This is a genomic window from Janthinobacterium sp. GW822-FHT07H11 (assembly GCF_058798615.1).
Map to the genome: position 1 here is coordinate 427,418 of NZ_CM179507.1, position 21,601 is coordinate 449,018.

The following is a 21,601-nucleotide window of genomic DNA, read 5'->3' on the forward strand; positions in this document are numbered from 1 at the left end:
TCTGCTCCTGTTGTCTGGTGAAAAACGCCAGTGTGCCAGCGGCGTGCGCCGGCGTCAACCTTAGCTGCACATGCCGTATGCCTTGCGTTCGGGGAAATAGCGGTACGTAAACGTGCGCACCGGGTAGCGCTTGCCGCCGACAAGCATGTCGGGCATCGACAGATCGAAGCGCTGCGGCAGCTGGCGCGGCAGTTGCAGGCGCAAGCGCCACTGCGTCTCGGCGCTCGAACCCACGGCGGAAAACATGATGGGCAGCGTTTCGATGACGTCGACGATCTCCGCCTTGCGGTTCATGCCGCGCTGGTAGATGGTCAGCACCTTCGCTTCGGCGAACGGCTGCTTGTGCGGTTCTTCCAGCAGGAAGGACAGGCGCGTAAAACTGGCTTGCGTGCCGATAGGCAAGGTAAAGATCAGCGCCAGCTCGGTGCCGCCTTCCTGCAGGGTGACAGGCGGCGTGGCGTAGATACTGATACCGCGTGGAAGTTCGAAACGCGAGCCATCCGTCCACGTCTTGCACTCGGGCGTGGTGGCCTGGTACAGGCTGGGCGCCGTGTAGTCATCGCAGGCGGAAACCAGCAGCAGCAGGGGCAGGGCAAGGAGGGCGGAACGGCGCATGGAAGTCACGGTTGGGGAACGAGCCGACAGTGTAAGCGATCCCCGCGCGATCCACCAGCGACGCCAGGCCTACCCTGGCGGGGCGCGCCGCACGGACTGCAGCTGGCAATGCGCCGCCTGCAGCGCGTCCTGGATGATGTCCAGCGCCAGCTGCGGCCGCGCCGCACCGCACATGAAGATGTCGACGGCGGCAAAGCCGCATTCCGGCCAGGTGTGGATGGAAATGTGCGATTCGGCCAGCAGTACCACGCCCGTGACGCCCTGGCCTGCGCCAAAGCTGTGGAAATGGCTGTGCAGCACCTGCGCGCCGGCCGCGACGGCAGCGTCGCGCAGCAGGCGCTCGAGCGCGGCGCCATCGCGCAGGCATTCCGGCGCGATGCCCGACAGGTCGGCCAGCAGATGGATGCCCAGGGGCAGATGCGGTGTGGCTGTCATGCTTATTTGTGGCTGCCGCCACCGCCGCCGGAGCCGCCGCCATAACCGCCACCGTAGCTGCCGCCCCCGGTGCCCGTGCGCGAGCTCCAGCTGCTGCCGCCCGTGTTCGTATTGGTGTTGCGCATGCCGTTGCTGGTCAGCGTGAACATGCGTACCCAGTTGGTGGTCGTGACGGTGAAGGTCACCATCAGCGCGTAGATCACATATTTACTCATGGGGGATTCTTTGCATTCTTGTCGAGGAAAACGGCCGGCAGGAACAGCGCCAGGCAGCCCAGCACGCTCCATAGCAGCGTGCTGGAAAACGAGACAAACATCGGGATCGCATTCAGGACCAGCACGATGGCGATAAAGATCCTGGCGGTCTGCTTGTGACTGAGCTTGATGTTGCGGCCGGTGGCCACGCCATGGAAAGCGGTGCCGAACCAGGCGCTCATCTGGTCGAAGGCGACGGGCACGGAACGCGACCAGGTCATTTCCTCGGCGGTGATTTCCGCCGCCAGCTTGGTCTGGCCCTGTTCGAATTCATAGACATGCGTGCTGTCGCCGACTGCCACCTTCCAGTTGAAGGCGCCCGCCGCATACACGACCTGCGAGCCATAGTCGTACAGCTTGGTGTAGACGGCGCCATCGAGCGCGCATCGCTCGGCATCCAGGGACGGCCAGGTGGGCCAGTTCGGCAACACGTTGGAACGCGACCAGCCGTCGTCCGTCTCCACCAGCCAGAAAAAACCGGCGCGCGTGCTGAACAGCAGGTATTCGTTCCACTGACTACCCTCGTCGTCGGCGCGGCGCATCATGCCGATCACCGTGAAGTCGGCATTGTTGATCTTCGCGCTGGCGCCCAGTTCCAGCGTGATGTCGACGTTGTCGTGCACCTGCTTGCCGATGGCCAGCACCTGCGCTTCCTGGCCGCTGGCGTCGAGCTGGGCATGGCAGGCCGGGCATACCAGCTGTGCCGCCGCGCCTGGGACGTACTTGATGCCGCTGCCGCAGGAGGGGCAGTCGAGCGCATCGAGCTTGCCACGGTACTTGCCGGCGCTCTTGGCAATGGCATCGTCGTCGCGCAGCAGCTGGCACTGCAGGCTTTCCAACGTGACGGCGAAACCCAGATAGAGCACCGGTTGCGGGCCATCCGTGTAGTCCAGCGTGATGAAGCTGGAGTAGCTGCGCAAGTCCGCCACCTGGATGCGCCAGCCCGCGCCCACCTTGAAGGGCAGTTCGCCCTGGCCGGCGATGCACTCGGCGTTGCGGATCTCGGCGGCCGTATAGGGCTCGCCGCAGATCGTATAGCGCTTGCCCGGCGCCAGCTCGCCAAAGGCGGGCAGTGCGTCCTGCGTGCCGCGCTCGCGCGTCAGCGTGTACAGGCCGGACGAGTCGCCCAGCCACGCCGTGCTGGCGTCGTCGAACAGCAGATACCACTCGTTCCACGTGCCGGCGCTGTAGCGCTGCTGGATGCGCCCGACGACGGTGAAGTGCAGGCCATCATAGACGCCGGCCGTGCCGATCTGGATGCGTGAATAGTCTTCCAGGACGGCCGACATCTTGCCCACGTCCTTGACGGAATCGGCGTCCTTGAGGATGGTGCTGTGGCAGTACTCGCACACGGCGAGCACGGAAGCGTGCGAGCGGAAATGGACTTCCGCGCCGCAGCTGGGACAGGAAACAGTTTGCATGCAGTCGTATTTCGCCCTAATCAGCCGATCAGTTTTTTCAGCAGTTCAGCCTTGGCGCCGTCATAGTCGGCCGGCGAGATCAGACCTTTGTCGAGCAAGCCCTTGAGTTTTTCCAGGCGCGCCTCGATCGGTTCTTCCACGGGGGCCGGTGGCGCCGCAGGTGCCGGGGCGGGCTGCTGCAGCGCACCGCCCATGCTTTGCGCCATCACCTGGCCGATCGACAGCCCGGCGCCGAGGCCTGCGCCGATGCCGGCCATGCCGCCTTCGTTCTGCGCCGCCAGCGGGATCGCGTTGGCCACCTGGAATTTCGTGTAGCCGCTCATCTTGTCGGCGCCCAGGCCGCCCTTCATGCCGGCCGAGATGCGCTCATCGAGCGCCGCCTGCAATTCCTCTGGCAGGCTGATGCTGGCCACGTTGAATTCATCGAGGCCCACGCCGTAGCGGGCAAACGCCTGCGCCAGGCCATCCTTGACTTCCTGCGCCATCAGCGCCTGGTTGGCCGCCATGTCGAGGAAGGGGACATTCGCGCCGCCCAGCGAGCTGGCCATGCTCGACATCAGAATGCCGCGCAATTGATCTTCCACCTCGTCGCGCGTATAGACTTCGCGCGTGCCGCTGATCTCGGTGAAGAAGGTGCGGGCGTCGGCGATGCGGTATGAGTACATGCCGAAGGCGCGCACGCGGATCATGTCGAAATCCTTGTCGCGAATGGTGATCGGTTGCGGCGTGCCCCACTTGCGGCCAGTCTGCACGCGGGTGCTGAAGTAATACACGTCCGACTTGAAGGGCGAATCGAACAGCTTGTCCCAGTTTTTCAGGTTGGTCAGCAGCGGCAAGGTCTGCGTCGTCAGCTTGTGCGTGCCGGGGCCGAAGACGTCGGCGATCTTGCCTTCGTTGACGAAGACGGCGACCTGCGATTCGCGCACATTCAGGATGGCGCCGTTCTGGATCTCGAAATCCTGCATCGGAAAACGCCAGGCCAGCACGCCTTCTGTCTCTTCGTTCCACTGCAGTACGTCGATAAACTGCTTCTTGATAAAGCTGCCGAGGCTCATGATGGATGTCCTTGAATAAGATAAAGCGGTGTCAGGAAATGCAGGCGGCGTTGATGGCGCCGAGCGACAGGGAAATGGCGCCCAGCAAGCCGCCGAAGGCGCTGTTGTTCGATTCGATCTGGTCCTTCGACATGCGCAGCAACCGCGTCGTCACCAGGTAGACGAGCAGTTGCACCACCATGGCGCCGAAGGCCCAGGCGAAGAATTGCTGGTAGTCGGCCGTGTGCATCAGGGACGAGGCGATGGTGGCGGAAAAGCCCAACAAAGCGCCGCCCAGCGACAGGGCCGCCGCCTGGTTGCCCTGTCGGATCAGCAGCACTTCGTTATACGGCGTGACGCGCGTGTAGATGATAAAAAAGGCAATCAGCAGCGCGGCGGCCAGTATAAGATGGATCAGATAGTTTAGGATGGCGGGCACGGCTTTCCTCGCAATGAGTATTTGATAACGTCAACGCATATTAGAACAAAAAAAAGTCCCATGAACAAAAAGATTCTGATCTTGTCCGTCTTCGTGGTCGCTTCCTGCGGCCTCGCGTATGAGCTGATTGTCGGCGCCATGTCCAGCTACCTGCTCGGCGATTCCATCCTGCAGTTTTCCACCATCATCGGCTGCTACCTGTTCGCCATGGGGGTGGGCGCTCACTTTTCCAAGTATGTGCGGGACGACGACGTGCTCTCGCGCTTCGTCGACATCGAGCTGGCCGTCGGCCTGATCGGCGGCCTGTCGGCGGCCATCCTGTTCATGACGTTTTCGTGGATGGCCGCGCCATTTCGCACCTTATTGTATGTGATGGTGTTCCTGATCGGCGCACTGGTCGGCATGGAAGTGCCGCTGGTGATGCGCGCCCTGAACTCGCGCCAGACGGAGTTTTCCGAACTGGTCAGCCGCGTGCTCACCTTCGATTACCTGGGTGCGCTGGCCGTCTCCCTGCTGTTTCCGCTGGTGCTGTCGCCCTACCTGGGACTGGTACGCACGGGATTTTTGTTCGGCATGCTCAACGTGGGCGTGGGCCTGTGGACGATTTACGTGTTCCGCGCCGAGCTGAAGAATCTCACGGGGCGCTTCCTGCGCGCCTGCGCCGTGCTGCTGCTGCTGGTGACCGGCTTCGCCATGTCGGACCGCATGGTGGCGTGGGGCGAGCATGGCCTGTTCGGCGATGAAATAGTGTATTCCACCACCACGCCCTACCAGCGCCTGGTGATCACGCGCTGGAAGGACGATACGCGGCTCTACATCAACGGCAACCTGCAGTTTTCCTCGCGCGACGAGTACCGCTACCACGAGGCGCTCGTGCACCCCGTGCTCGAAGCCTTGCCGTGGGCGCGCCGCGTGCTGGTGCTGGGCGGCGGCGATGGCCTGGCCCTGCGCGAAATCCTCCGTTATCCACAGGTTGAACACGTCACCGTGGTCGACCTCGACCCCGCCATGACGGCCGCGTTTACCACGCGCCCGGAACTGGCAAAGTTAAATAACAACGCGTTCTCGGACAAGCGCGTCACCGTCGTCAATGCCGATGCCGCCGTCTGGTTGCGCAACAACGGCGACATGTTTGACGCGGCCATCGTCGATTTTCCCGATCCATCGAGCTTCGCGCTCGGCAAACTGTATTCGGTGCCGTTCTACGACCTGGTGAAAAAGCATCTGGCGGCCAAGGGCCTGATGGTGGTGCAATCGACGTCGCCGTTCTTTGCCCCGCACGCCTACTGGACCATCAACTCGACCCTGCGCGAAGTGGGCATGCGCACCTGGCCCTACCACGCCTACGTGCCCTCGTTCGGCGAATGGGGTTTTATCCTCGCCTCGCCCCAGCTCGACTACACACCGCCGACGCAATACCGCCTGCCGATGCGCTACCTGAATGCGGACACCACGCGCGAGATGTTCATCTTCCCGCCCGACATGCAGCCGCTGCCCATGGCGCCGAATCGCCTGAATACCCAGTCGCTCGTGCATGAATTCGAGCAGGACTGGAACCGGGTGATCCGCTGATGCGGCGCCGTTCCTTCATGCTGTGGGCCGCCGGCGGCACGGCGGCGGCGGCCGCCGGTATCGGCAGCATCGCCGCATATCTGCGCTGGCACGAAATCACGCCCAAGGTGCTGTATCCGGGCCGCAGCGAGGGGCATTATTTGCGCAAGCTGCTGCGCGAGCGCACGGCGCTGCCGGCGCCTACACGCACCTTGCGTACCGACGTGGCCATCCTCGGCTCCGGCATCGCGGGCCTGACGGCCGCCTGGCGCCTGAACAAGCTGGGGCACAGGGACTTTCTCATGATCGACGGGCCGCAGCCGTATGGCAACGCGGCCGGCGGCCACTTCGGCGACCTGGCCTATCCGACCGGTGGCCATTACCTGCCGCTGCCGTCGCCCGAATCGACCCATGTGCGCGAGATCCTGTTCGACCTGGGCATCATCGAGCGCGATCCGCAGGCGGAAAAGCCATATTATGATGAGCGCTATATCCTGCACGCGCCGGAAGAGCGATTGCTGTTCAACGGCCAGTGGCAGGACGGTTTCATTCCCACCGAAGGCGTGCCGCCTGCGGAACTGGCGCAGCATGAACGCTTCTTTGCCGACGTGCGGCGTTTGCGCCAGGCGCATGGCAACGATGGCAGGCGCGTGTTTGTTTTCCCTACCGTCGAGTCCTCGCAAGACCCTGCCTGGCAGGCGCTCGACACCATCACCTTGAAGCAGTGGATGGAGCGCGAAGGCTATACCTCGCCCACCCTGCACTGGTATCTGAACTACTGCTGCCGCGACGATTACGGCACGCGCTACGACCAGGTCTCGGCCTGGGCCGGCCTGCATTACTACTGCAGCCGCTGGGGCCAGGCGGCCAACGCGGGCAATGGCGCCTGGCTGACCTGGCCGGGCGGCATGCAGCCGGTCGCCACGGCCATGGAGCAGGCGTCGGGCGTCAAACGTCATGCGGGCACGGTGGTTTCCGTGACCACCACAAAACAGGGCGTGGAGGTGTTGTGCCTGGAACTGGTCGACGGCCAGCCGCGCACCTACCTGGTCAAGGCGCGCAAGGCCATCTGCGCCATGCCGTTGTACGTGGCATCGCGCGTGGTGAAGAACATCGCCGATTATGGCTTTGACGCGCAGCGCGATACGCCTGCGTATGCGCCGTGGCTGGTGGCGAATTTTTTACTGAAACGCTTTCCCGAGGAACTGCCGCATGCGCCCCTGTGCTGGGACAACGTGGTGTACCAGGAGCCGGGCCTCGGCTATGTCGTCTCCACGCACCAGGACATCCGCGTGCGCCCGCCCGAGAAAACCGTCTTCAGCGCCTACGTGGCCCTGTCCGACCGCACGCCGCAGCAAGCGCGCAAGTGGATCGACACGGCCAGCCCCGAAGAACTGCTGGCGCTGGCCAGCGTCGATTTAAAGACGGCGTATGGACGCGATTTTGCCAGCTGCGTCGAGCGCGTCGACATCACCGTGCGCGGCCATGCCATGGCGGCGCCCTTGCCGGGATTTCGCAGCAACGCGGGCTTGAAAGCCTTGCGCGAACACGACGGCGCCATCCTGTTCGCGCATGCGGATTTGTCGGGCTTTTCCGTGTTCGAAGAGGCCGCGTGGTGGGGGGATCGCGCAGCGCGATTGGCTGCTGCATAAAAAAGGCCGGCGCGAACGCCGGCCAGAGCCCCCTAAGGCTCGAACCTGTACTTCCTTGTTCTTCTCATTTATTTTTATTAATCACGTCGATGAACACGGCCGCCAGCAGCACCAGGCCCTTGATCACCTGCTGGTAATCGATGCCGATGCCCATGATGGACATGCCGTTGTTCATCACGCCCATGATGAAGGCGCCGATGACGGCTCCCATCACCTTGCCCACGCCGCCCGAGGCCGAGGCGCCGCCGATGAAGCAGGCGGCGATCACGTCCAGCTCGAAACCCGTGCCCGCCTTCGGCGTGGCCGTGTTCAGGCGCGCCGCGAAGATCAGGCCGGCCAGCGCGGCCAGCATGCCCATGTTGACGAAGGTGTAGAAGCTGACCCGTTCCGTCTTGATGCCGGACAGGCGCGCCGCCTTCTCGTTGCCGCCCACGGCATACACGCGGCGGCCCAGCACGGTGCGGTTGGTGATGAAGGTGTAGGCGACGATGAGCAGCGACATCACGGCCAGCACATTGGGGAAACCACGGTACGACGCCAGCAGGTAACTGAAATACACCATCACGGCCGCGAAGATGGCGTTTTTCAGCAGGAAGAAGGCGCGCGGCTCGTTTTCCATGCCGTGTTTCAGTTGCTTGGCGCGGCTGCGCAGCGAGGTGACGATCAGGGCGCAAGCGGCGATCACGCCCAGCAGCAGCGACAGGCCGCGCAGGTTGTCGCCGCCGAACGGGTCGGGCAGGAAGCCCGAACTGAGCATCTGGAAGCCTTCCGGGAAAGGGCCGACCGACTGGCCAGCCAGCAGCGCCAGGGTCAGGCCCTTGAAGACCAGCATGCCGGCCAGCGTGACGATAAACGACGGGATCTTGAAGAAGGCGACAAAATAGCCTTGCGCGCCACCGATGACGGCGCCGGCCAGCAGGCAGAGGATGCTGGCGGCGACAAAGTTCATCTCGTAGTTGACGATCAATACCGCCGCCAGCGCGCCGACGAAGCCGACCACCGAGCCGACGGACAAATCGATATGGCCGGCCACGATGACCATCAGCATGCCCAGCGCCATGATGACGATGTAGCTGTTTTGCAGCACCAGGTTCGTCAGGTTCAGCGGCTGCATCAGGGTGCCGTCGGTCATGTACTGGAAAAAGCCCATGATGACGATCAGCGAGAGCAGCATGCCGTAGTCGCGCATATTGTTCTTCAGGAAGCCGGCATAGCTTTTCGCTTGCGGTGCGGCCGCTGGCGCGCCGGCCGCCGTTCCCGCTGTCAGTTTATTGTCCATTGTTTTCTCCGTGTGTAACGATCGCGCGCATGATGCGTTCCTGCGAGGCTTCTGCCGCGCTCAGTTCTGCCGCGAAGCGGCCTTCGTTCATGACATAGATCCGGTCGCACATGCCCAGCAATTCCGGCATTTCCGAGGAAATCATGATGATGCATTTGCCTTCGGCGGCCAGCTCGCTGATGATGCTGTAGATCTCGTACTTGGCGCCCACGTCGATGCCGCGGCTCGGTTCATCGAGGATCAACACGTCGGGGCGCGAAAACAGCCATTTCGCCAGCACCACTTTCTGCTGGTTGCCGCCGGACAGGTTGACCACCTTTTGCGCCACGCTCGAGCAACGGGTCTTGAGCTTGCGGCGGAACTCCTCGGCCACGCTGAATTCACGCTGCTCGTCGATCACCATGTGCCGCGAAATCGCATCCAGATTGGCCAGGCTGGTGTTCTTCTGGATGTCTTCCTCGAGGATCAGGCCCAGGCCCTTGCGGTCTTCCGTGACATACGCGAGGCCATGCGCGATCGCCTTGCCGATGGTGCTGACGTCGATTTCCTGGCCATGCTTGAGCACCGTGCCGCTGATGCGCTGGCCATAGGCGCGCCCGAAAATGCTCATCGCCAGTTCCGTGCGCCCGGAGCCCATCAGGCCGGCGATGCCGATGATCTCGCCCTTTTTCGCGTGCATATTGATGCCCTTGATGACGGGGCGGTCCGCATGCTCGGGGTGGAAGACGCGCCAGTCGCGCACTTCGAAAATGGTCTCGCCGATGCTGGGCGTGCGCGGCGGATAGCGGTCGGCCATTTCGCGCCCGACCATTTTTTCGATGATGCGGTCTTCGCTGACGGGCTCCGTGCGGCAGTCGAAACTGTCGACCGTGTTCCCGTCGCGCAGCACCGTGATGGCATCGGCGACTCTTGAGATTTCATTGAGCTTGTGTGAAATCAGGATCGAGGCGATGCCCTGGGCTTTCAGGCCCAGCAGCAGGTCGAGCAGGGCCGCGCTGTCGCTTTCGTTCAGGCTGGCCGTCGGCTCGTCGAGGATCAAGAGCTTGACGTCCTTGCACAGCGCCTTGGCGATCTCGATCAGCTGCTGCTTGCCCACGCCCAGGTTGGTGATCAGGGTGTCGGGCGACTCTTTCAGCCCGACTTTCTGCAGCAGTTCGCGCGTCTTCGCTTGCGCGTATTCCCAGTCGATGACGCCCATGCGGGATGGCTCGTTGCCGAGGAAGATATTCTCGGCGATCGACAGCTGGGGCACCAGCGCCAGTTCCTGGTGGATGATGATGATGCCGATTTCCTCGCTGTCCTTGATGCCGCGGAAGTGCCGCGTCTGGCCCAGGTAATCGATGTAGCCCGTATAGCTGCCATGGCCGTAGACGCCGCTCAGCACTTTCATCAGGGTCGATTTGCCGGCGCCGTTTTCGCCGACGATGGCGTGGATCTCGCCGCTGCGTACCCGCAGGTTGACATTGTCGAGCGCAACGACGCCCGGGAATGTTTTGCGTATCCCGCGCATTTCCAGGATAGTGTTCGTCATATAACCTCTCTGGCACGGCCGCGCTGGTGGGCATCGGTCGTGCGACAGTCTTGTTCTTGATCGTGCGTGAAGCGAAAGGCCCGGCAGTGCCGGGCCTTCAGTACCTTGGATGCTTATTTCACTTGCGCTTCCGTGTAGTAGCCGCTGCCGGTGACGAGCACCTGCTTCCAGTTCGCCTTGTCGACGGTGACCGGTTTGAGCAGGTAGGACGGCACGACTTTCACGCCGTTGTTATAGGTCTTGGTATCGTTGACGGCCGGCGTCTTGCCGCTCATCATCGCGTCGACCATGTTCGCCGTGACCTTGGCCAGTTCGCGCGTGTCCTTGAACACGGTCGATGCCTGTTCGCCGCGGATGATCGATTTCACCGACGGGATTTCCGCATCCTGGCCCGTGACGACGGGGAACGGCTGTTTCGGTGTGCCGTAGCCGACGCCCTTGAGCGAAGACAGGATGCCGATGCTCAAGCCGTCATACGGCGACAGCACCGCGTCGACCCTGGCATTGCCGTAGTAGGCGCTGAGCAGGTTGTCCATGCGCGCCTGCGCCACGGCGCCGTCCCAGCGCAGGGTGGCGACCTTTTCCATGCCCATCTGCTTCGAACGCACCACCAGCTTGCCGCTGTCGATGTACGGTTTTAGCACCGACAGCGCGCCGTTGTAGAAGAAGTGCGCATTGTTGTCGTCGGCCGAGCCGCCGAACAGTTCGATATTGAACGGACCCTTGCCTTCCTTGAGTTTCAGCGCCGATTCGATATAGCCCGCTTGCAGCACACCGACCTGGAAGTTGTCGAAGGTGGCGTAGTAATCGATGTTCTTCGTGCCGCGGATCAGGCGGTCATACGAAATGACCTTGATGCCCTTGTCGGCCGCCTTTTGCAGCACGTTCGACAAGGTGGTGCCGTCGATGGCGGCAATCACCAGCACCTTGGCGCCCTTGGTGATCATGTTTTCCACCTGCGCCAGCTGGTTCGGGATATCGTCGTCGGCGAACTGCAGGTCCGTCTTGTAGCCGCGCTCCTTGAATACCTTGACCATGTTGTCGCCGTCGGCGATCCAGCGCATGGACGACTTGGTCGGCATCGAGATGCCGATCGCGCCCTTGTCGGCGGCGCTTGCCAAGGGCATTACCGCCATGCCGGAGATGGCCAGCGCCAGACTCGCGGTCAGCATTTTCATTGTTGTTTTCATTTCAGGTCTCCACCGTCTTCGATAGTTGAATGTGCCAGGGCCGTGGTCTCTGCGGGCCGGCTCCGTGCGGATGGCCGGTTGCAGGCCACGGCTGATACTAGTTTGTCCATCCATCCCTCACCAATCACTTTTTTCGCATTGGTGATATCCAAAACGATATCGCGATCACGATTGATGCGATGCGTCATCGTGCCTTTCCAGGCCGTGAAAAACCGCCCGTAAAAGGGCGCGCGCCGGCAGTTTTTTTGATGCACTGCAATACCAATAATCATCATCCGATTTGGTGATTTTCGTAATTGCGGTGGCCCATGGCGGCGCGCAGAATCGGTCCGACCTTGAAGCCTCACCATCCGATCACCGTCTTTTGAAAGCCGCCATGCTGCCGATTTCCCCCGCCTCCCTGTTGCCCGCCGACCTGGCGCAGGCCCTTCTCATCGGCCGCATCTGGCGCGACGGGCCCTGCGTCGTCGCCGTGCGCGGCGGCGAGGTGGTCGACATCACGCAGACGGTGGCGACGGTGGCCGAGCTGTTCGAGCGCAGCGATGCGCTCGATATCGCCCGCCATGCGCCCGGCATCGCGCTCGGCCCCGTGCAGGCGCTGCTGGAACAGGCGCTGGCTGCGCCGCTGGATAGGCCGATGCTGCTGGCGCCGTGCGACCTGCAGGCTGTCAAGGCCTGCGGCGTCACCTTCGCCGTCAGCCTGCTCGAACGGGTGATCGAGGAACAGGCGGGCGGCGACGCGGCACGCGCCGCGAGCTTGCGCGCCGCCCTGCAAACGACACTGGGGGGCGACCTGTCCGCATTAAAACCCGGCTCGGAGGCGGCGCAGCGGCTGAAACAGCAGCTGCAGCAACGTGGCGCCTGGTCGCAATACATGGAAGTGGGCATCGGCCCCGATGCGGAAGTGTTTACCAAGGCGCAGCCGATGTCGTCGGTGGGTTGCGGCGCGCAGGTGGGCTTGCTGCCATCGTCCGCCTGGAACAACCCGGAACCGGAGATCGTCCTGGCCGTCAACAGCCGCGGCGAGGTGCTGGGAGCGAGCCTGGGCAATGACGTCAACCTGCGCGACATCGAAGGGCGCAGCGCCCTCTTGCTGGGCAAGGCCAAGGATAACAACGGTTCCTGCGCCATCGGCCCCTTCATCCGCCTGTTCGACGACCACTTCACGCTCGATACCGTGCGCCAGGCGGAAGTGTCGCTGCTGATCGAGGGCGCGGACGACGGCTTTGTGCTGGAAGGTGCCAGCTTCATGCGCGAGATCAGCCGCGACCCGCTCGACCTGGTGCGCCAGACGGCAGGCCAGTACCACCAGTATCCGGACGGCTTCATGCTGTTCCTCGGGACCATGTTCTCGCCCGTAAAGGACCGCGGCGCGCAGGGCGGCGGCTTCACGCACCACCTGGGCGACCGCGTGACGATTGCCAGCGCCGCGCTGGGCGCGCTGGTCAACGAAGTGCAGCGCTGCGATGCGATTGCCCCCTGGACGTTCGGCGTGCGCGCGCTGTACCAGAACCTGTCCAAACGCGGTTTGCTTTGATCCGATTTTTTTAAAAGAGAGATAACATGCAGCATGCAACTTACCCCAGCCTGGCAGGCCAGCGCGTCGTCATCACGGGCGGCGGCACCGGCATCGGCGTGGCCATCGTCGAGGCGTTCGCGCGCCAGGGCGCCCACGTCACCTTTCTCGATATCGCCCGTGTAGCATCGCTGGCGCTGCAGGAAAAGCTGGCGCACCTGCCGCAGCCGCCGGTTTTCCGCTATTGCGACCTGACGGATCTGGACGCGCTGGCCGCCGCCTTTGCCGACATCGAACACCGCGCGGGTGCCACGGATATCCTCGTCAACAACGCGGCCAATGACGACCGCCACCAGCTGCAGGACGTCACGCCCGCCTACTGGGATGAACGCATCGCCGTCAACCTGCGCCACCAGTATTTCTGCGCCCAGGCAGTGGCGCCGGCCATGCGCGCCAAGGGCAGCGGCGTGATCCTCAACCTGGGGTCGATTTCCTGGCATCTGGCGCAGGCGAACCTGTCGATCTACATGACGGCGAAAGCCGGCATCGAAGGCCTGACGCGCGGCCTGGCGCGCGACCTGGGTGCCGATGGCATCCGCGTCAACTGCATCATTCCCGGCGCCGTACGCACGCCGCGTCAGGAGCGGCTGTGGCATACGCCGGAAGCGGAAGCCGTGATCCTGCAGGGACAATGCCTGCAACTGCGCGTGGAGCCGGAAGACGTGGCGGCGCTGGCGCTGTTCCTGGCGTCCGACAACGCCGCCAAGTGCGCGGGACGCGAATACTATGTCGATGCAGGCTGGTACGGCGCATGAGCATTCCAGCCCAACCCCCACGCCAGGCGCGGCGCTTCCGCTCGCAGGACTGGTTCGACAATCCCGATCATATCGACATGACGGCGCTATACCTCGAGCGCTTCATGAACTACGGCATCACGGCCGAGGAGCTGCGTTCGGGCCGGCCCATCATCGGCATTGCGCAAAGCGGCAGCGACATCAGTCCCTGCAACCGCATCCACCTGGAGCTGGCCCAGCGCGTGCGCGACGGCATCCGCGACGCGGGCGGCATCCCGATGGAATTTCCGCTGCATCCGATCTTCGAGAACTGCCGCCGTCCCACGGCCGCGCTGGACCGCAACCTCGCGTATCTGGGCCTGGTGGAGATCCTGCATGGCTATCCGATCGACGCCGTGGTGCTGACGACGGGCTGCGACAAGACCACGCCGGCGCAATTGATGGCCGCGGCCACGGTGGACATTCCCGCCATCGTGCTGTCGGGCGGCCCCATGCTTGACGGCTGGATGGACGGCGAACTGGTCGGTTCCGGCGCCGCCATCTGGAAGGGCCGCCGCCAGCTGTCCGCCGGCCTGATCGACAACGATAAATTCCTGCAGATCGCCGCCGCCTCGGCGCCGTCGGCCGGCCACTGCAACACCATGGGCACGGCATCGACCATGAATGCGCTGGCCGAGGCGCTGGGCATGTCTCTGACGGGCTGCTCGGCCATCCCCGCGCCATACCGCGAACGGGGCCAGATCGCCTATGCAACGGGGCGCCGCATCGTCGGCATGGCGCATGACGACGTGCGCCCGTCGAGCATCCTCACGCGCGAGGCCTTCCTGGACGCCATCATCGTCAACGCGGCCATCGGCGGCTCCACCAACGCCCAGCCGCACCTGATGGCCATGGCGCGCCATGCGGGCGTGGCATTGCACTCGAGCGACTGGATGGAACATGGCTACGACGTGCCGCTGCTGTTGAACATGCAGCCGGCCGGCAAATACCTGGGCGAACGCTTCCACCGCGCCGGCGGCGTGCCGGCCGTGATGTGGGAGTTGCAGCAGGCGGGCCTGCTGCACGCGGACCGGTTGACGGTCACGGGCCTGAGCATGGCGGCGAACTTGCAAGACCGCGAGAGCGCGGACCGCGAGATGATCCGCCCGTTTGCCGCGCCGCTGAAGGAAAAGGCCGGTTTCATGGCCTTGCAGGGAAACCTGTTCGATTTTGCCATCATGAAGACCAGCGTGATCTCGCCCGCTTTCCGCGAGCGCTACCTGTCGCGCCCCGGCAGCGAGGGCGTGTTCGAGGCGCGCGCCATCGTCTTTGACGGGTCAAGCGACTACCACGCGCGCATCAACGACCCGGCGCTCAACATCGACGACAGCTGCATGCTGGTCATGCGCGGTGCCGGTCCCGTGGGCTGGCCCGGTTCGGCCGAAGTGGTCAACATGCAGCCGCCCGATGCCTTGCTGAAGGCGGGGATCCTGAATTTGCCGACCCTGGGCGACGGGCGCCAGTCGGGTACCTCGGACAGTCCCTCGATCCTGAACGCGTCGCCGGAAAGCGCCGTCGGCGGCGGCCTGGCGCTGCTGCGCACGGGCGACATCATCCGCGTGGACCTGAACGGGGGCCAGTGCGACATGCTGGTCGATGTGGCTGAACTGACGCGCCGCGCCCAGGAATTGCCGCCGCCCGTCAACGACAGCGCCACGCCGTGGCAGGAGCTCTACCGCGCCAGCGTGGGCCAGCTGGAAACGGGCGCCTGCATGGAGCTGGCGCTGAAATACCGCGCCGTGGGCCAGACCCTGCCCCGCCACAACCATTAGCAGGCAGGTCGCGGTAGGTCGGGTTAGCGCTCCGCGCGTAACCCGACACCACCACAGACATAAAATTTTCAGCAGTACCCCGCAGTTAAAAAATGTAGTTAAAAAATCCAACAAGGAGACACACAATGAACAAGATCATCAGTGCAGCCATCATGACCGCCATGCTGGCTTTGAGCAGCAGCGCCGCCCTGGCCGATGCGAAAAACCCGAAAATCGGCTTTTCCATCGACGATTTGCGCGTCGAGCGCTGGACGCGCGACCGCGACTTCTTCATCGCCGCCGCCGAGAAGCAGGGCGCCAAGGTCTTCGTGCAGTCGGCCGATGCCAGCGAACAGCGCCAGATTTCGCAGATCGAAAACCTGATTTCGCGCGGCGTGGACGTGCTGGTGATCGTGCCGTTCAACGCGACGGTGCTCAATAACACCGTCAAGGAAGCGAAAAAGGCCGGCATCAAGGTGCTGTCGTATGACCGCCTGATCCTGAACGCCGATATCGATGCGTATATCTCGTTCGACAACGAGAAAGTGGGCGAGATGCAGGCCGAAGGCGTGACCAAGCTGCAGCCGAAAGGCAATTACTATTTGCTGGGCGGTTCGCCGACCGACAACAACGCCAAGATGCTGCGCGAAGGCCAGATGAAGGTGCTCAAACCGTTCATCGACAAGGGCGACATCAAGATCGTCGGCCAGCAGTGGGTGAAGGACTGGAGCGCCACCGAAGCGCTATCCATCGTGGAAAACGCGCTGACGGCCAACGGCAACAAGATCGACGCCATCGTCGCCTCGAACGACGGCACGGCCGGCGGCGCCATCCAGGCCCTGGCCGCGCAAAAACTGGCCGGCAAGGTGCCGGTCTCGGGCCAGGACGCCGACCTGGCGGCGGTCAAACGCGTCATCGCCGGCACGCAGTCGATGACCGTCTACAAACCCCTGAAAACCATTGCCGCAGAAGCGGCCAAGCTGGCCGTGCAACTGGCGCGCAATGAAAAGCCCGCCTACAACTCCAGCTATGACAACGGCCTGAAAAAAGTCAGCACGGTGCTGCTCAAACCCACGCCCTTGACCAAGGCGAATGTGAACATTCTCGTCGATGACGGTTTCTATACCAAGGCGCAGCTGGGTAATTAAGTCCCTCGAGAATATTGGACGTAGGTCGGATTAGCGTAGCGTAATCCGACATCCGCCGGCTCCGGAAAACGCTGGTGGTGGTGTCGGCTTACGCGCTGCGCGCTAAGCCGACCTACGCCGGTCTTCCAGCCTGTGGTTTTCTACCCGTTTTTACCGGTAGGTCGGATTAGCGGCGCCATGGGCGCCGCGTAATCCGACATTGTCCCGTATCCGCAACGAGAGTGAGCATGTCCGACTATCTGCTTGAAATGAAAGGCATCGTCAAACAGTTTGGCGGTGTCCGTGCGCTCGACGGCATCGACCTGCAGGTGCGGGCCGGCGAGTGCATCGGCCTGTGCGGCGAGAATGGCGCCGGCAAGTCGACCCTGATGAAGGTGCTGTCCGGCGTGTACCCGCACGGCACCTGGGATGGCGAGATCCTGTGGGATGGCCAGCCCCTGCGCGCGCAATCGATCCGCGACACGGAAGACGCGGGCATCATCATCATCCACCAGGAACTGATGCTGGTGCCGCAGCTGTCCGTGGCCGAGAATATCTTCATGGGCCGCGAGCTTACCCTGCCCGGCGGGCGCATGCATTACGCGGCCATGTACAAGCGCGCCGACGAGCTGCTGCGCGAACTGAAAATTCCTGAACTGAACGTGGCGATGCCGGTCATGAACTATGGCGGCGGACACCAGCAGCTGGTGGAAATCGCCAAGGCGCTCAACAAGAATGCGCGCCTGCTGATACTCGACGAGCCGTCGTCGTCGCTGACGGCCTCGGAAATCGCCGTGCTGCTCGATATCCTGCGCGCGCTGAAGGCCAAGGGCGTCACCTGCATCTACATTTCGCACAAGCTCGATGAAGTGGCGGCCATCTGCGACACCATCGTCGTCATCCGCGACGGCAAGCATATCGCCACCACGCCGATGGCGCAGATGAACGTCGAGCGCATCATCGCGCAGATGGTGGGTCGTGAAATGAGCCAGCTGTATCCGCAGCGTGCGCAGCCGGCACCTATCGGCGAAGTGCTGTTCGAGGCGCGCCACGTGAGCTGCATCGACGCCGACAACCCGCAGCGCAAGCGGGTCGACGATGTGTCGTTCACCCTGCGCCGTGGCGAGATCCTCGGCATCGCCGGCCTGGTGGGGGCGGGACGCACGGAGCTCGTCTCGGCCCTGTTTGGCGCCTACCAGGGGCCATGCCAGGCCGAAGTGTGGCTCGATGGCCGCCGCATCGACACTTCGTCGCCGCAAAAGGCGATTGCCATGGGCCTGGCCATGGTGCCGGAAGACCGCAAGCATCACGGCATCGTGCCGGATCTGGACGTGGGGCAGAACATCACCCTGGCCGTGCTGGAGGAATTTGCGCGTGCCACGCGCATCGATGGCGAGGCGGAATTGACGGCCGTGCGCGGCGAGATCGCGCAGCTGGAACTGAAGGCGGCCAGCCCGTCGCTGCCCATTACGAGCCTGTCGGGCGGCAACCAGCAAAAGGCCGTGCTGGCCAAGATGCTGCTGACGCGCCCGCGCGTGCTGATCCTCGACGAACCCACGCGCGGCGTGGACGTGGGCGCCAAATATGAAATCTACAAACTGATGCTGGCGCTGGCTGACCGGGGCGTGGCCATCATCATGGTCTCGTCGGAACTGGCCGAAGTGCTGGGCGTGTCCGACCGCGTGCTGGTGATGGGCGAAGGCCGCCTGCGCGGCGACTTTATCAACGATGGCCTGAGCCAGGAAACCGTGCTGGCGGCGGCGCTGGACCAGCGCCCGGCGCCTGCCGCCAACACCGCAAACAAGGAACCCGCAGCATGAAACCGCACAGTATCAAACAGCTGTTCACCCAATACAAGATGCTGGCCCTGCTGATCGCCGTGGCGCTGATCTGGGCCTTTTTTTCGTGGAAAACGCAGGGCAGCTTCCTCACGCCGCGCAACCTGTCGAACCTGCTGCGCCAGATGTCCGTCACCGGCATCCTCGCCTGCGGCATGGTGCTGGTGATTATCGCCGGCGAGATCGACCTGTCGATCGGCTCCCTGCTGGGACTACTCGGCGGCATCGCCGCCGTGCTGGACGTCACGCAGCACTGGCCGCTGGCGCTGAACCTGATGGCCGTACTCGGCTGTGGCCTGGTGATCGGCCTGCTCAACGGCTACCTGACGGCGTACCGGGGCATCCCGTCCTTCATTGTCGGCCTGGGCGGCATGCTCGCGTACCGCGGCATCCTGCTGGGCATCACGGGCGGCATCACGATCGCGCCCGTCTCCGAGCCGATGGTCTACCTGGGACAGGGCTACCTGCCCGCGGTGCCCGGCATCGTGCTGGGCATCGGCCTGTTCCTGCTGGCCGCCTTTTTGACGTGGCGCGCGCGCGCCAGCCGCGCCCAGCATGGCTTGCCGCAGACTGCGCCCTGGGCCGACGGCCTGCGCCTGGCCGTCATCGGCGCCGTGCTGTATGCCTTCGTGCGGACCCTGAACGGCTATGAAGGCATCCCGCTGCCCGTGCTGCTGTTGCTGGCGCTGCTGGGACTGTTCAGCTACATCACCAGCCAGACCGTGTTCGGCCGCCGCATCTACGCCGTCGGCAGCAATATGGAAGCGACGCGTTTGTCCGGCATCAACGTCAAAGCCGTCAAGCTGTGGATCTTCGGCATCATGGGCCTGATGTGCGCGCTCGCTGGCCTGATCAACACGGGCCGCCTGGCGGCAGGTTCGCCCTCGGCCGGCACCTTCAGCGAACTCGATGCCATCGCCGCCTGCTTCATCGGCGGCACCTCGATGCGCGGCGGCTCTGGCACCGTGTACGGCGCCCTGATCGGCGCGCTGGTGATGGCCAGCCTCGATAACGGCATGTCCATGCTGGACGTGGACACCTACTGGCAGATGATCGTGAAAGGCAGTATCCTCACTTTGGCCGTGTGGGTCGATGTCAGCACGCGAGCCGGACGCAGATAGCCGTGAAACGATCTGGCACGCGAGGAGACACCATGAAGATGCCGACCGCGCACCGGATCGCGCTGCTGTTTAACGGGAATAAAATCTACGACCGCGACATCATCGCGGGCATCGCCGCCTACCTGAACACCACGCGCGTGTCGTGGGACTTGTTCCTGGAAGAGGATTTTCGCTGCCGCCTGCCCGGCATCGAGCGCTGGCAGGGCGACGGCATCATCGCCGATTTCGACGATCCGGCCGTCTGCGCGGCGCTGGCGCACAGCCGCCTGCCCGTGGTGGCCGTGGGCGGCTCGTATGCGCGCACGGACGATTACCCGGCCGGCATCCCGTACGTGGCGACCGATAATTTCAAGATCGTCAAGCTGGCCTATGAACACCTGGTGGTAGCGGGCTTGACGCGCTTCGCCTGTTTCAGCCTGCCCGAGGCGGATGTCAACCGCTGGGCGCAGGAACGGGAAACGGCGTTTTGCGCCTTGATGGAGCGCGACCACATGCGCGCCGACGTGTACCGTGGCCTGGCTACCAGCGCGCCCGCGTGGGACGAGGCGGTGGAGCAGCAGATCGCCTGGCTCAACAGCCTGGAAAAACCCGTTGGCATCATCGCGGTGAGCGACGCGCGCGCGCGCCAGTTGCTGCAAGCGTGCATGCACGCGGGCATCGCCGTGCCGGAGCAAGTGGCCCTGATCGGCATTGACAACGATCCGCTGGCGCGCATGCTCACGCGCATTCCCTTGAGTTCCGTGATCCAGGGCACCGAGGAAATGGGCCGCACGGCCGCGCATTTGCTGCACCAGATGCTCAACGGCGCGCGCCTGTCCGGCACGCGCATCCTGGTGCCGCCGGCCGGCCTGAACGTGCTCGCTTCCACGCGCCACCAGCCCTTCCAGCATCCGCAGGTGATGCAGGCGCGCCACTTCATCCGCCAGTACGCCTGCCAGGGCATCAAGACGGAGCAGGTGGCCGATTACGTGGGCGTGTCGCGTTCCTCGCTTGAAGCGCACTTCCGCCATGAGCTGGGGCGCAGCGTGCACGACGAGATCCTGCATTTCAAGCTCGATGCGGCCAAGACCCTGCTGGCGCGCGGGCCGGGGCAGGTGGCCGAGGTGGCCGTGCGTTGCGGCTTTACCACGGTGCAGTACATGCATGCCGTCTTCAAGCGCGAACTCGGTTGCACGCCGCGCGAATTCCAGCAGCGCAGCCGGCCACCGCCAGCCCCCGGGCAGGCACCATGATGCATCTGCTGCGCAATGCGCGCGGCATGCGCGTGGCCATCGACGCGCACGATGCCAGCGTACGGGCCTGGTGGGCGCCCGACCGCTATGGCCGCCTGGCCGACGTGCTGGGCGCCGGGCTCCCTGCGGCACGGTCGTCCACGGGCTGGCGGTGCGACCCGCCGGACGACGGCAAGCTGTTGCTGCACCTGGCGCAGGACGGCCTGTCGGTGCGCCTGGCCTACCGGCTTGACGACGATGGCAGCCTGCACCTCGACTGCGCCGCCACGGCCGATACGGTTTCCTGTTTTGCGCTTGCCGCGCCCCGCTTCAATCTGCAGGGCGGCCGCGTCGCCGTGGGCGACCATGTGCTGCGTCTGGCCGCGGACCGCTACTGGCCTGGCGGCCACTCTTGCAGCGCTCCGTTCGACGTGGCGGGCAGCGCGTTTGACTTCCGCCAGCCGGCGCCGCTCGCGTCGCGCCTGGCCTGGCCCGCGCTGGCGCAATCGGCAGGATTCCGGCATGACTTTTACTGGACGGGCAGCGGCCAGCTGCGCGAGGCGGCGCGGGTGGCCGATCCCGCCTCCGGCCGGGTCCTGCGTTTTTCCAGCACCCAGGACAGCTGTCATCTGTATTCCGATGCGCGCTGTTTTTCCCTGCTGGCGCAGGGCGTGCAATTGCAGCCGGGACAGGTGAGGCGGTTCCAGCTCGCCTACCGTTTGGGCGTGCAGGATCTTGACGCCTTTGACATATCCGAAGCGGTATCAATGATGTCAAATAAGTGATTGGTCAGATATGCGGGG

At 64.0% G+C, this 21,601-nt stretch carries 20 protein-coding genes; 10 read left to right on the forward strand and 10 right to left on the reverse strand.

Annotated features, from left to right (window positions below):
• Positions 1–60 precede the first annotated feature (60 nt).
• The 6 genes from AC3RCJ_RS01850 to AC3RCJ_RS01875 form a co-directional block, all read right to left on the reverse strand.
• A complete protein-coding gene (locus AC3RCJ_RS01850) occupies positions 61–615 on the reverse strand; it encodes a hypothetical protein (RefSeq protein WP_492957603.1) in 555 nt (184 codons plus the stop codon).
• A 69-nt stretch (positions 616–684) separates the two neighbouring features.
• A complete protein-coding gene (gene speD / locus AC3RCJ_RS01855; protein ID WP_492957605.1) occupies positions 685–1,050 on the reverse strand; it encodes an adenosylmethionine decarboxylase in 366 nt (121 codons plus the stop codon).
• A 2-nt stretch (positions 1,051–1,052) separates the two neighbouring features.
• Positions 1,053–1,265 carry a hypothetical protein gene (locus AC3RCJ_RS01860; RefSeq protein ID WP_492957607.1) on the reverse strand — a complete coding sequence of 71 codons (213 nt, stop codon included), beginning with the start codon at positions 1,263–1,265 and terminating at the stop codon, positions 1,053–1,055.
• A complete protein-coding gene (locus tag AC3RCJ_RS01865; protein ID WP_492957609.1) occupies positions 1,262–2,725 on the reverse strand; it encodes a DUF4178 domain-containing protein in 1,464 nt (487 codons plus the stop codon). Before AC3RCJ_RS01865 ends, AC3RCJ_RS01860 begins: the two co-directional genes overlap by 4 nt.
• A 20-nt stretch (positions 2,726–2,745) precedes the next feature.
• Positions 2,746–3,780: an SPFH domain-containing protein gene (locus AC3RCJ_RS01870; protein WP_215407244.1), complete on the reverse strand. Its 1,035-nt coding sequence runs from the start codon at positions 3,778–3,780 to the stop codon at positions 2,746–2,748.
• Between the two features lie 31 nt (positions 3,781–3,811).
• On the reverse strand, positions 3,812–4,198 hold the full coding sequence (locus AC3RCJ_RS01875) for a DUF350 domain-containing protein (RefSeq protein ID WP_492957612.1): 387 nt from the start codon (positions 4,196–4,198) through the stop codon (positions 3,812–3,814).
• Between the two features lie 60 nt (positions 4,199–4,258).
• Here AC3RCJ_RS01875 and AC3RCJ_RS01880 point away from each other — a divergent pair, with 60 nt between their 5' ends.
• Positions 4,259–5,770 carry a polyamine aminopropyltransferase gene (locus AC3RCJ_RS01880; RefSeq protein WP_492957614.1) on the forward strand — a complete coding sequence of 504 codons (1,512 nt, stop codon included), beginning with the start codon at positions 4,259–4,261 and terminating at the stop codon, positions 5,768–5,770.
• Positions 5,770–7,401, forward strand: a complete 1,632-nt coding sequence (locus AC3RCJ_RS01885; RefSeq protein ID WP_492957616.1) for an NAD(P)-binding protein — start codon at positions 5,770–5,772, stop codon at positions 7,399–7,401. Before AC3RCJ_RS01880 ends, AC3RCJ_RS01885 begins: the two co-directional genes overlap by 1 nt.
• A gap of 64 nt (positions 7,402–7,465) precedes the next feature.
• Here AC3RCJ_RS01885 and mmsB read toward each other — a convergent pair whose 3' ends face one another.
• The 4 genes from mmsB to AC3RCJ_RS01905 form a co-directional block, all read right to left on the reverse strand.
• Positions 7,466–8,680 carry a multiple monosaccharide ABC transporter permease gene (mmsB, locus tag AC3RCJ_RS01890; RefSeq protein WP_492957618.1) on the reverse strand — a complete coding sequence of 405 codons (1,215 nt, stop codon included), beginning with the start codon at positions 8,678–8,680 and terminating at the stop codon, positions 7,466–7,468.
• Positions 8,670–10,211 carry a multiple monosaccharide ABC transporter ATP-binding protein gene (gene mmsA / locus AC3RCJ_RS01895; RefSeq protein ID WP_492957620.1) on the reverse strand — a complete coding sequence of 514 codons (1,542 nt, stop codon included), beginning with the start codon at positions 10,209–10,211 and terminating at the stop codon, positions 8,670–8,672. Before mmsA ends, mmsB begins: the two co-directional genes overlap by 11 nt.
• Positions 10,212–10,324: 113 nt before the next feature.
• The gene (chvE, locus tag AC3RCJ_RS01900; RefSeq protein ID WP_492957927.1) at positions 10,325–11,347 is read right to left on the reverse strand and encodes a multiple monosaccharide ABC transporter substrate-binding protein; all 1,023 of its coding nucleotides are present in this window, start codon (positions 11,345–11,347) and stop codon (positions 10,325–10,327) included.
• 50 nt (positions 11,348–11,397) lie between these two features.
• Positions 11,398–11,676: a hypothetical protein gene (locus AC3RCJ_RS01905; protein WP_492957622.1), complete on the reverse strand. Its 279-nt coding sequence runs from the start codon at positions 11,674–11,676 to the stop codon at positions 11,398–11,400.
• Between the two features lie 101 nt (positions 11,677–11,777).
• On the opposite strand from AC3RCJ_RS01905, the gene AC3RCJ_RS01910 reads away from it, so the two are divergent.
• From AC3RCJ_RS01910 to AC3RCJ_RS01945, 8 genes are all read left to right on the forward strand, one after another.
• The gene (locus AC3RCJ_RS01910; protein WP_492957624.1) at positions 11,778–12,938 is read left to right on the forward strand and encodes a fumarylacetoacetate hydrolase family protein; all 1,161 of its coding nucleotides are present in this window, start codon (positions 11,778–11,780) and stop codon (positions 12,936–12,938) included.
• Positions 12,939–12,964: 26 nt separating this feature from the next.
• Positions 12,965–13,732: a D-xylose 1-dehydrogenase gene (gene xylB / locus AC3RCJ_RS01915; RefSeq protein ID WP_492957626.1), complete on the forward strand. Its 768-nt coding sequence runs from the start codon at positions 12,965–12,967 to the stop codon at positions 13,730–13,732.
• Positions 13,729–15,522, forward strand: a complete 1,794-nt coding sequence (locus tag AC3RCJ_RS01920; protein WP_492957628.1) for an IlvD/Edd family dehydratase — start codon at positions 13,729–13,731, stop codon at positions 15,520–15,522. Before xylB ends, AC3RCJ_RS01920 begins: the two co-directional genes overlap by 4 nt.
• Positions 15,523–15,674: 152 nt before the next feature.
• Positions 15,675–16,649 carry a D-xylose ABC transporter substrate-binding protein gene (gene xylF, locus AC3RCJ_RS01925; protein WP_099377905.1) on the forward strand — a complete coding sequence of 325 codons (975 nt, stop codon included), beginning with the start codon at positions 15,675–15,677 and terminating at the stop codon, positions 16,647–16,649.
• A 227-nt stretch (positions 16,650–16,876) separates the two neighbouring features.
• The gene (gene xylG, locus AC3RCJ_RS01930) at positions 16,877–18,448 is read left to right on the forward strand and encodes a D-xylose ABC transporter ATP-binding protein (protein WP_492957630.1); all 1,572 of its coding nucleotides are present in this window, start codon (positions 16,877–16,879) and stop codon (positions 18,446–18,448) included.
• The gene (locus tag AC3RCJ_RS01935; RefSeq protein WP_230540131.1) at positions 18,445–19,587 is read left to right on the forward strand and encodes a sugar ABC transporter permease; all 1,143 of its coding nucleotides are present in this window, start codon (positions 18,445–18,447) and stop codon (positions 19,585–19,587) included. Before xylG ends, AC3RCJ_RS01935 begins: the two co-directional genes overlap by 4 nt.
• Positions 19,588–19,619: 32 nt before the next feature.
• Positions 19,620–20,819, forward strand: coding sequence for a XylR family transcriptional regulator (locus AC3RCJ_RS01940; RefSeq protein WP_492957632.1), 1,200 nt, complete (start codon positions 19,620–19,622; stop codon positions 20,817–20,819).
• A complete protein-coding gene (locus tag AC3RCJ_RS01945; RefSeq protein ID WP_492957634.1) occupies positions 20,816–21,583 on the forward strand; it encodes an aldose epimerase family protein in 768 nt (255 codons plus the stop codon). The genes AC3RCJ_RS01940 and AC3RCJ_RS01945 overlap by 4 nt, the downstream gene beginning before the upstream one ends.
• The last annotated feature ends 18 nt before the right edge of the window (positions 21,584–21,601 follow it).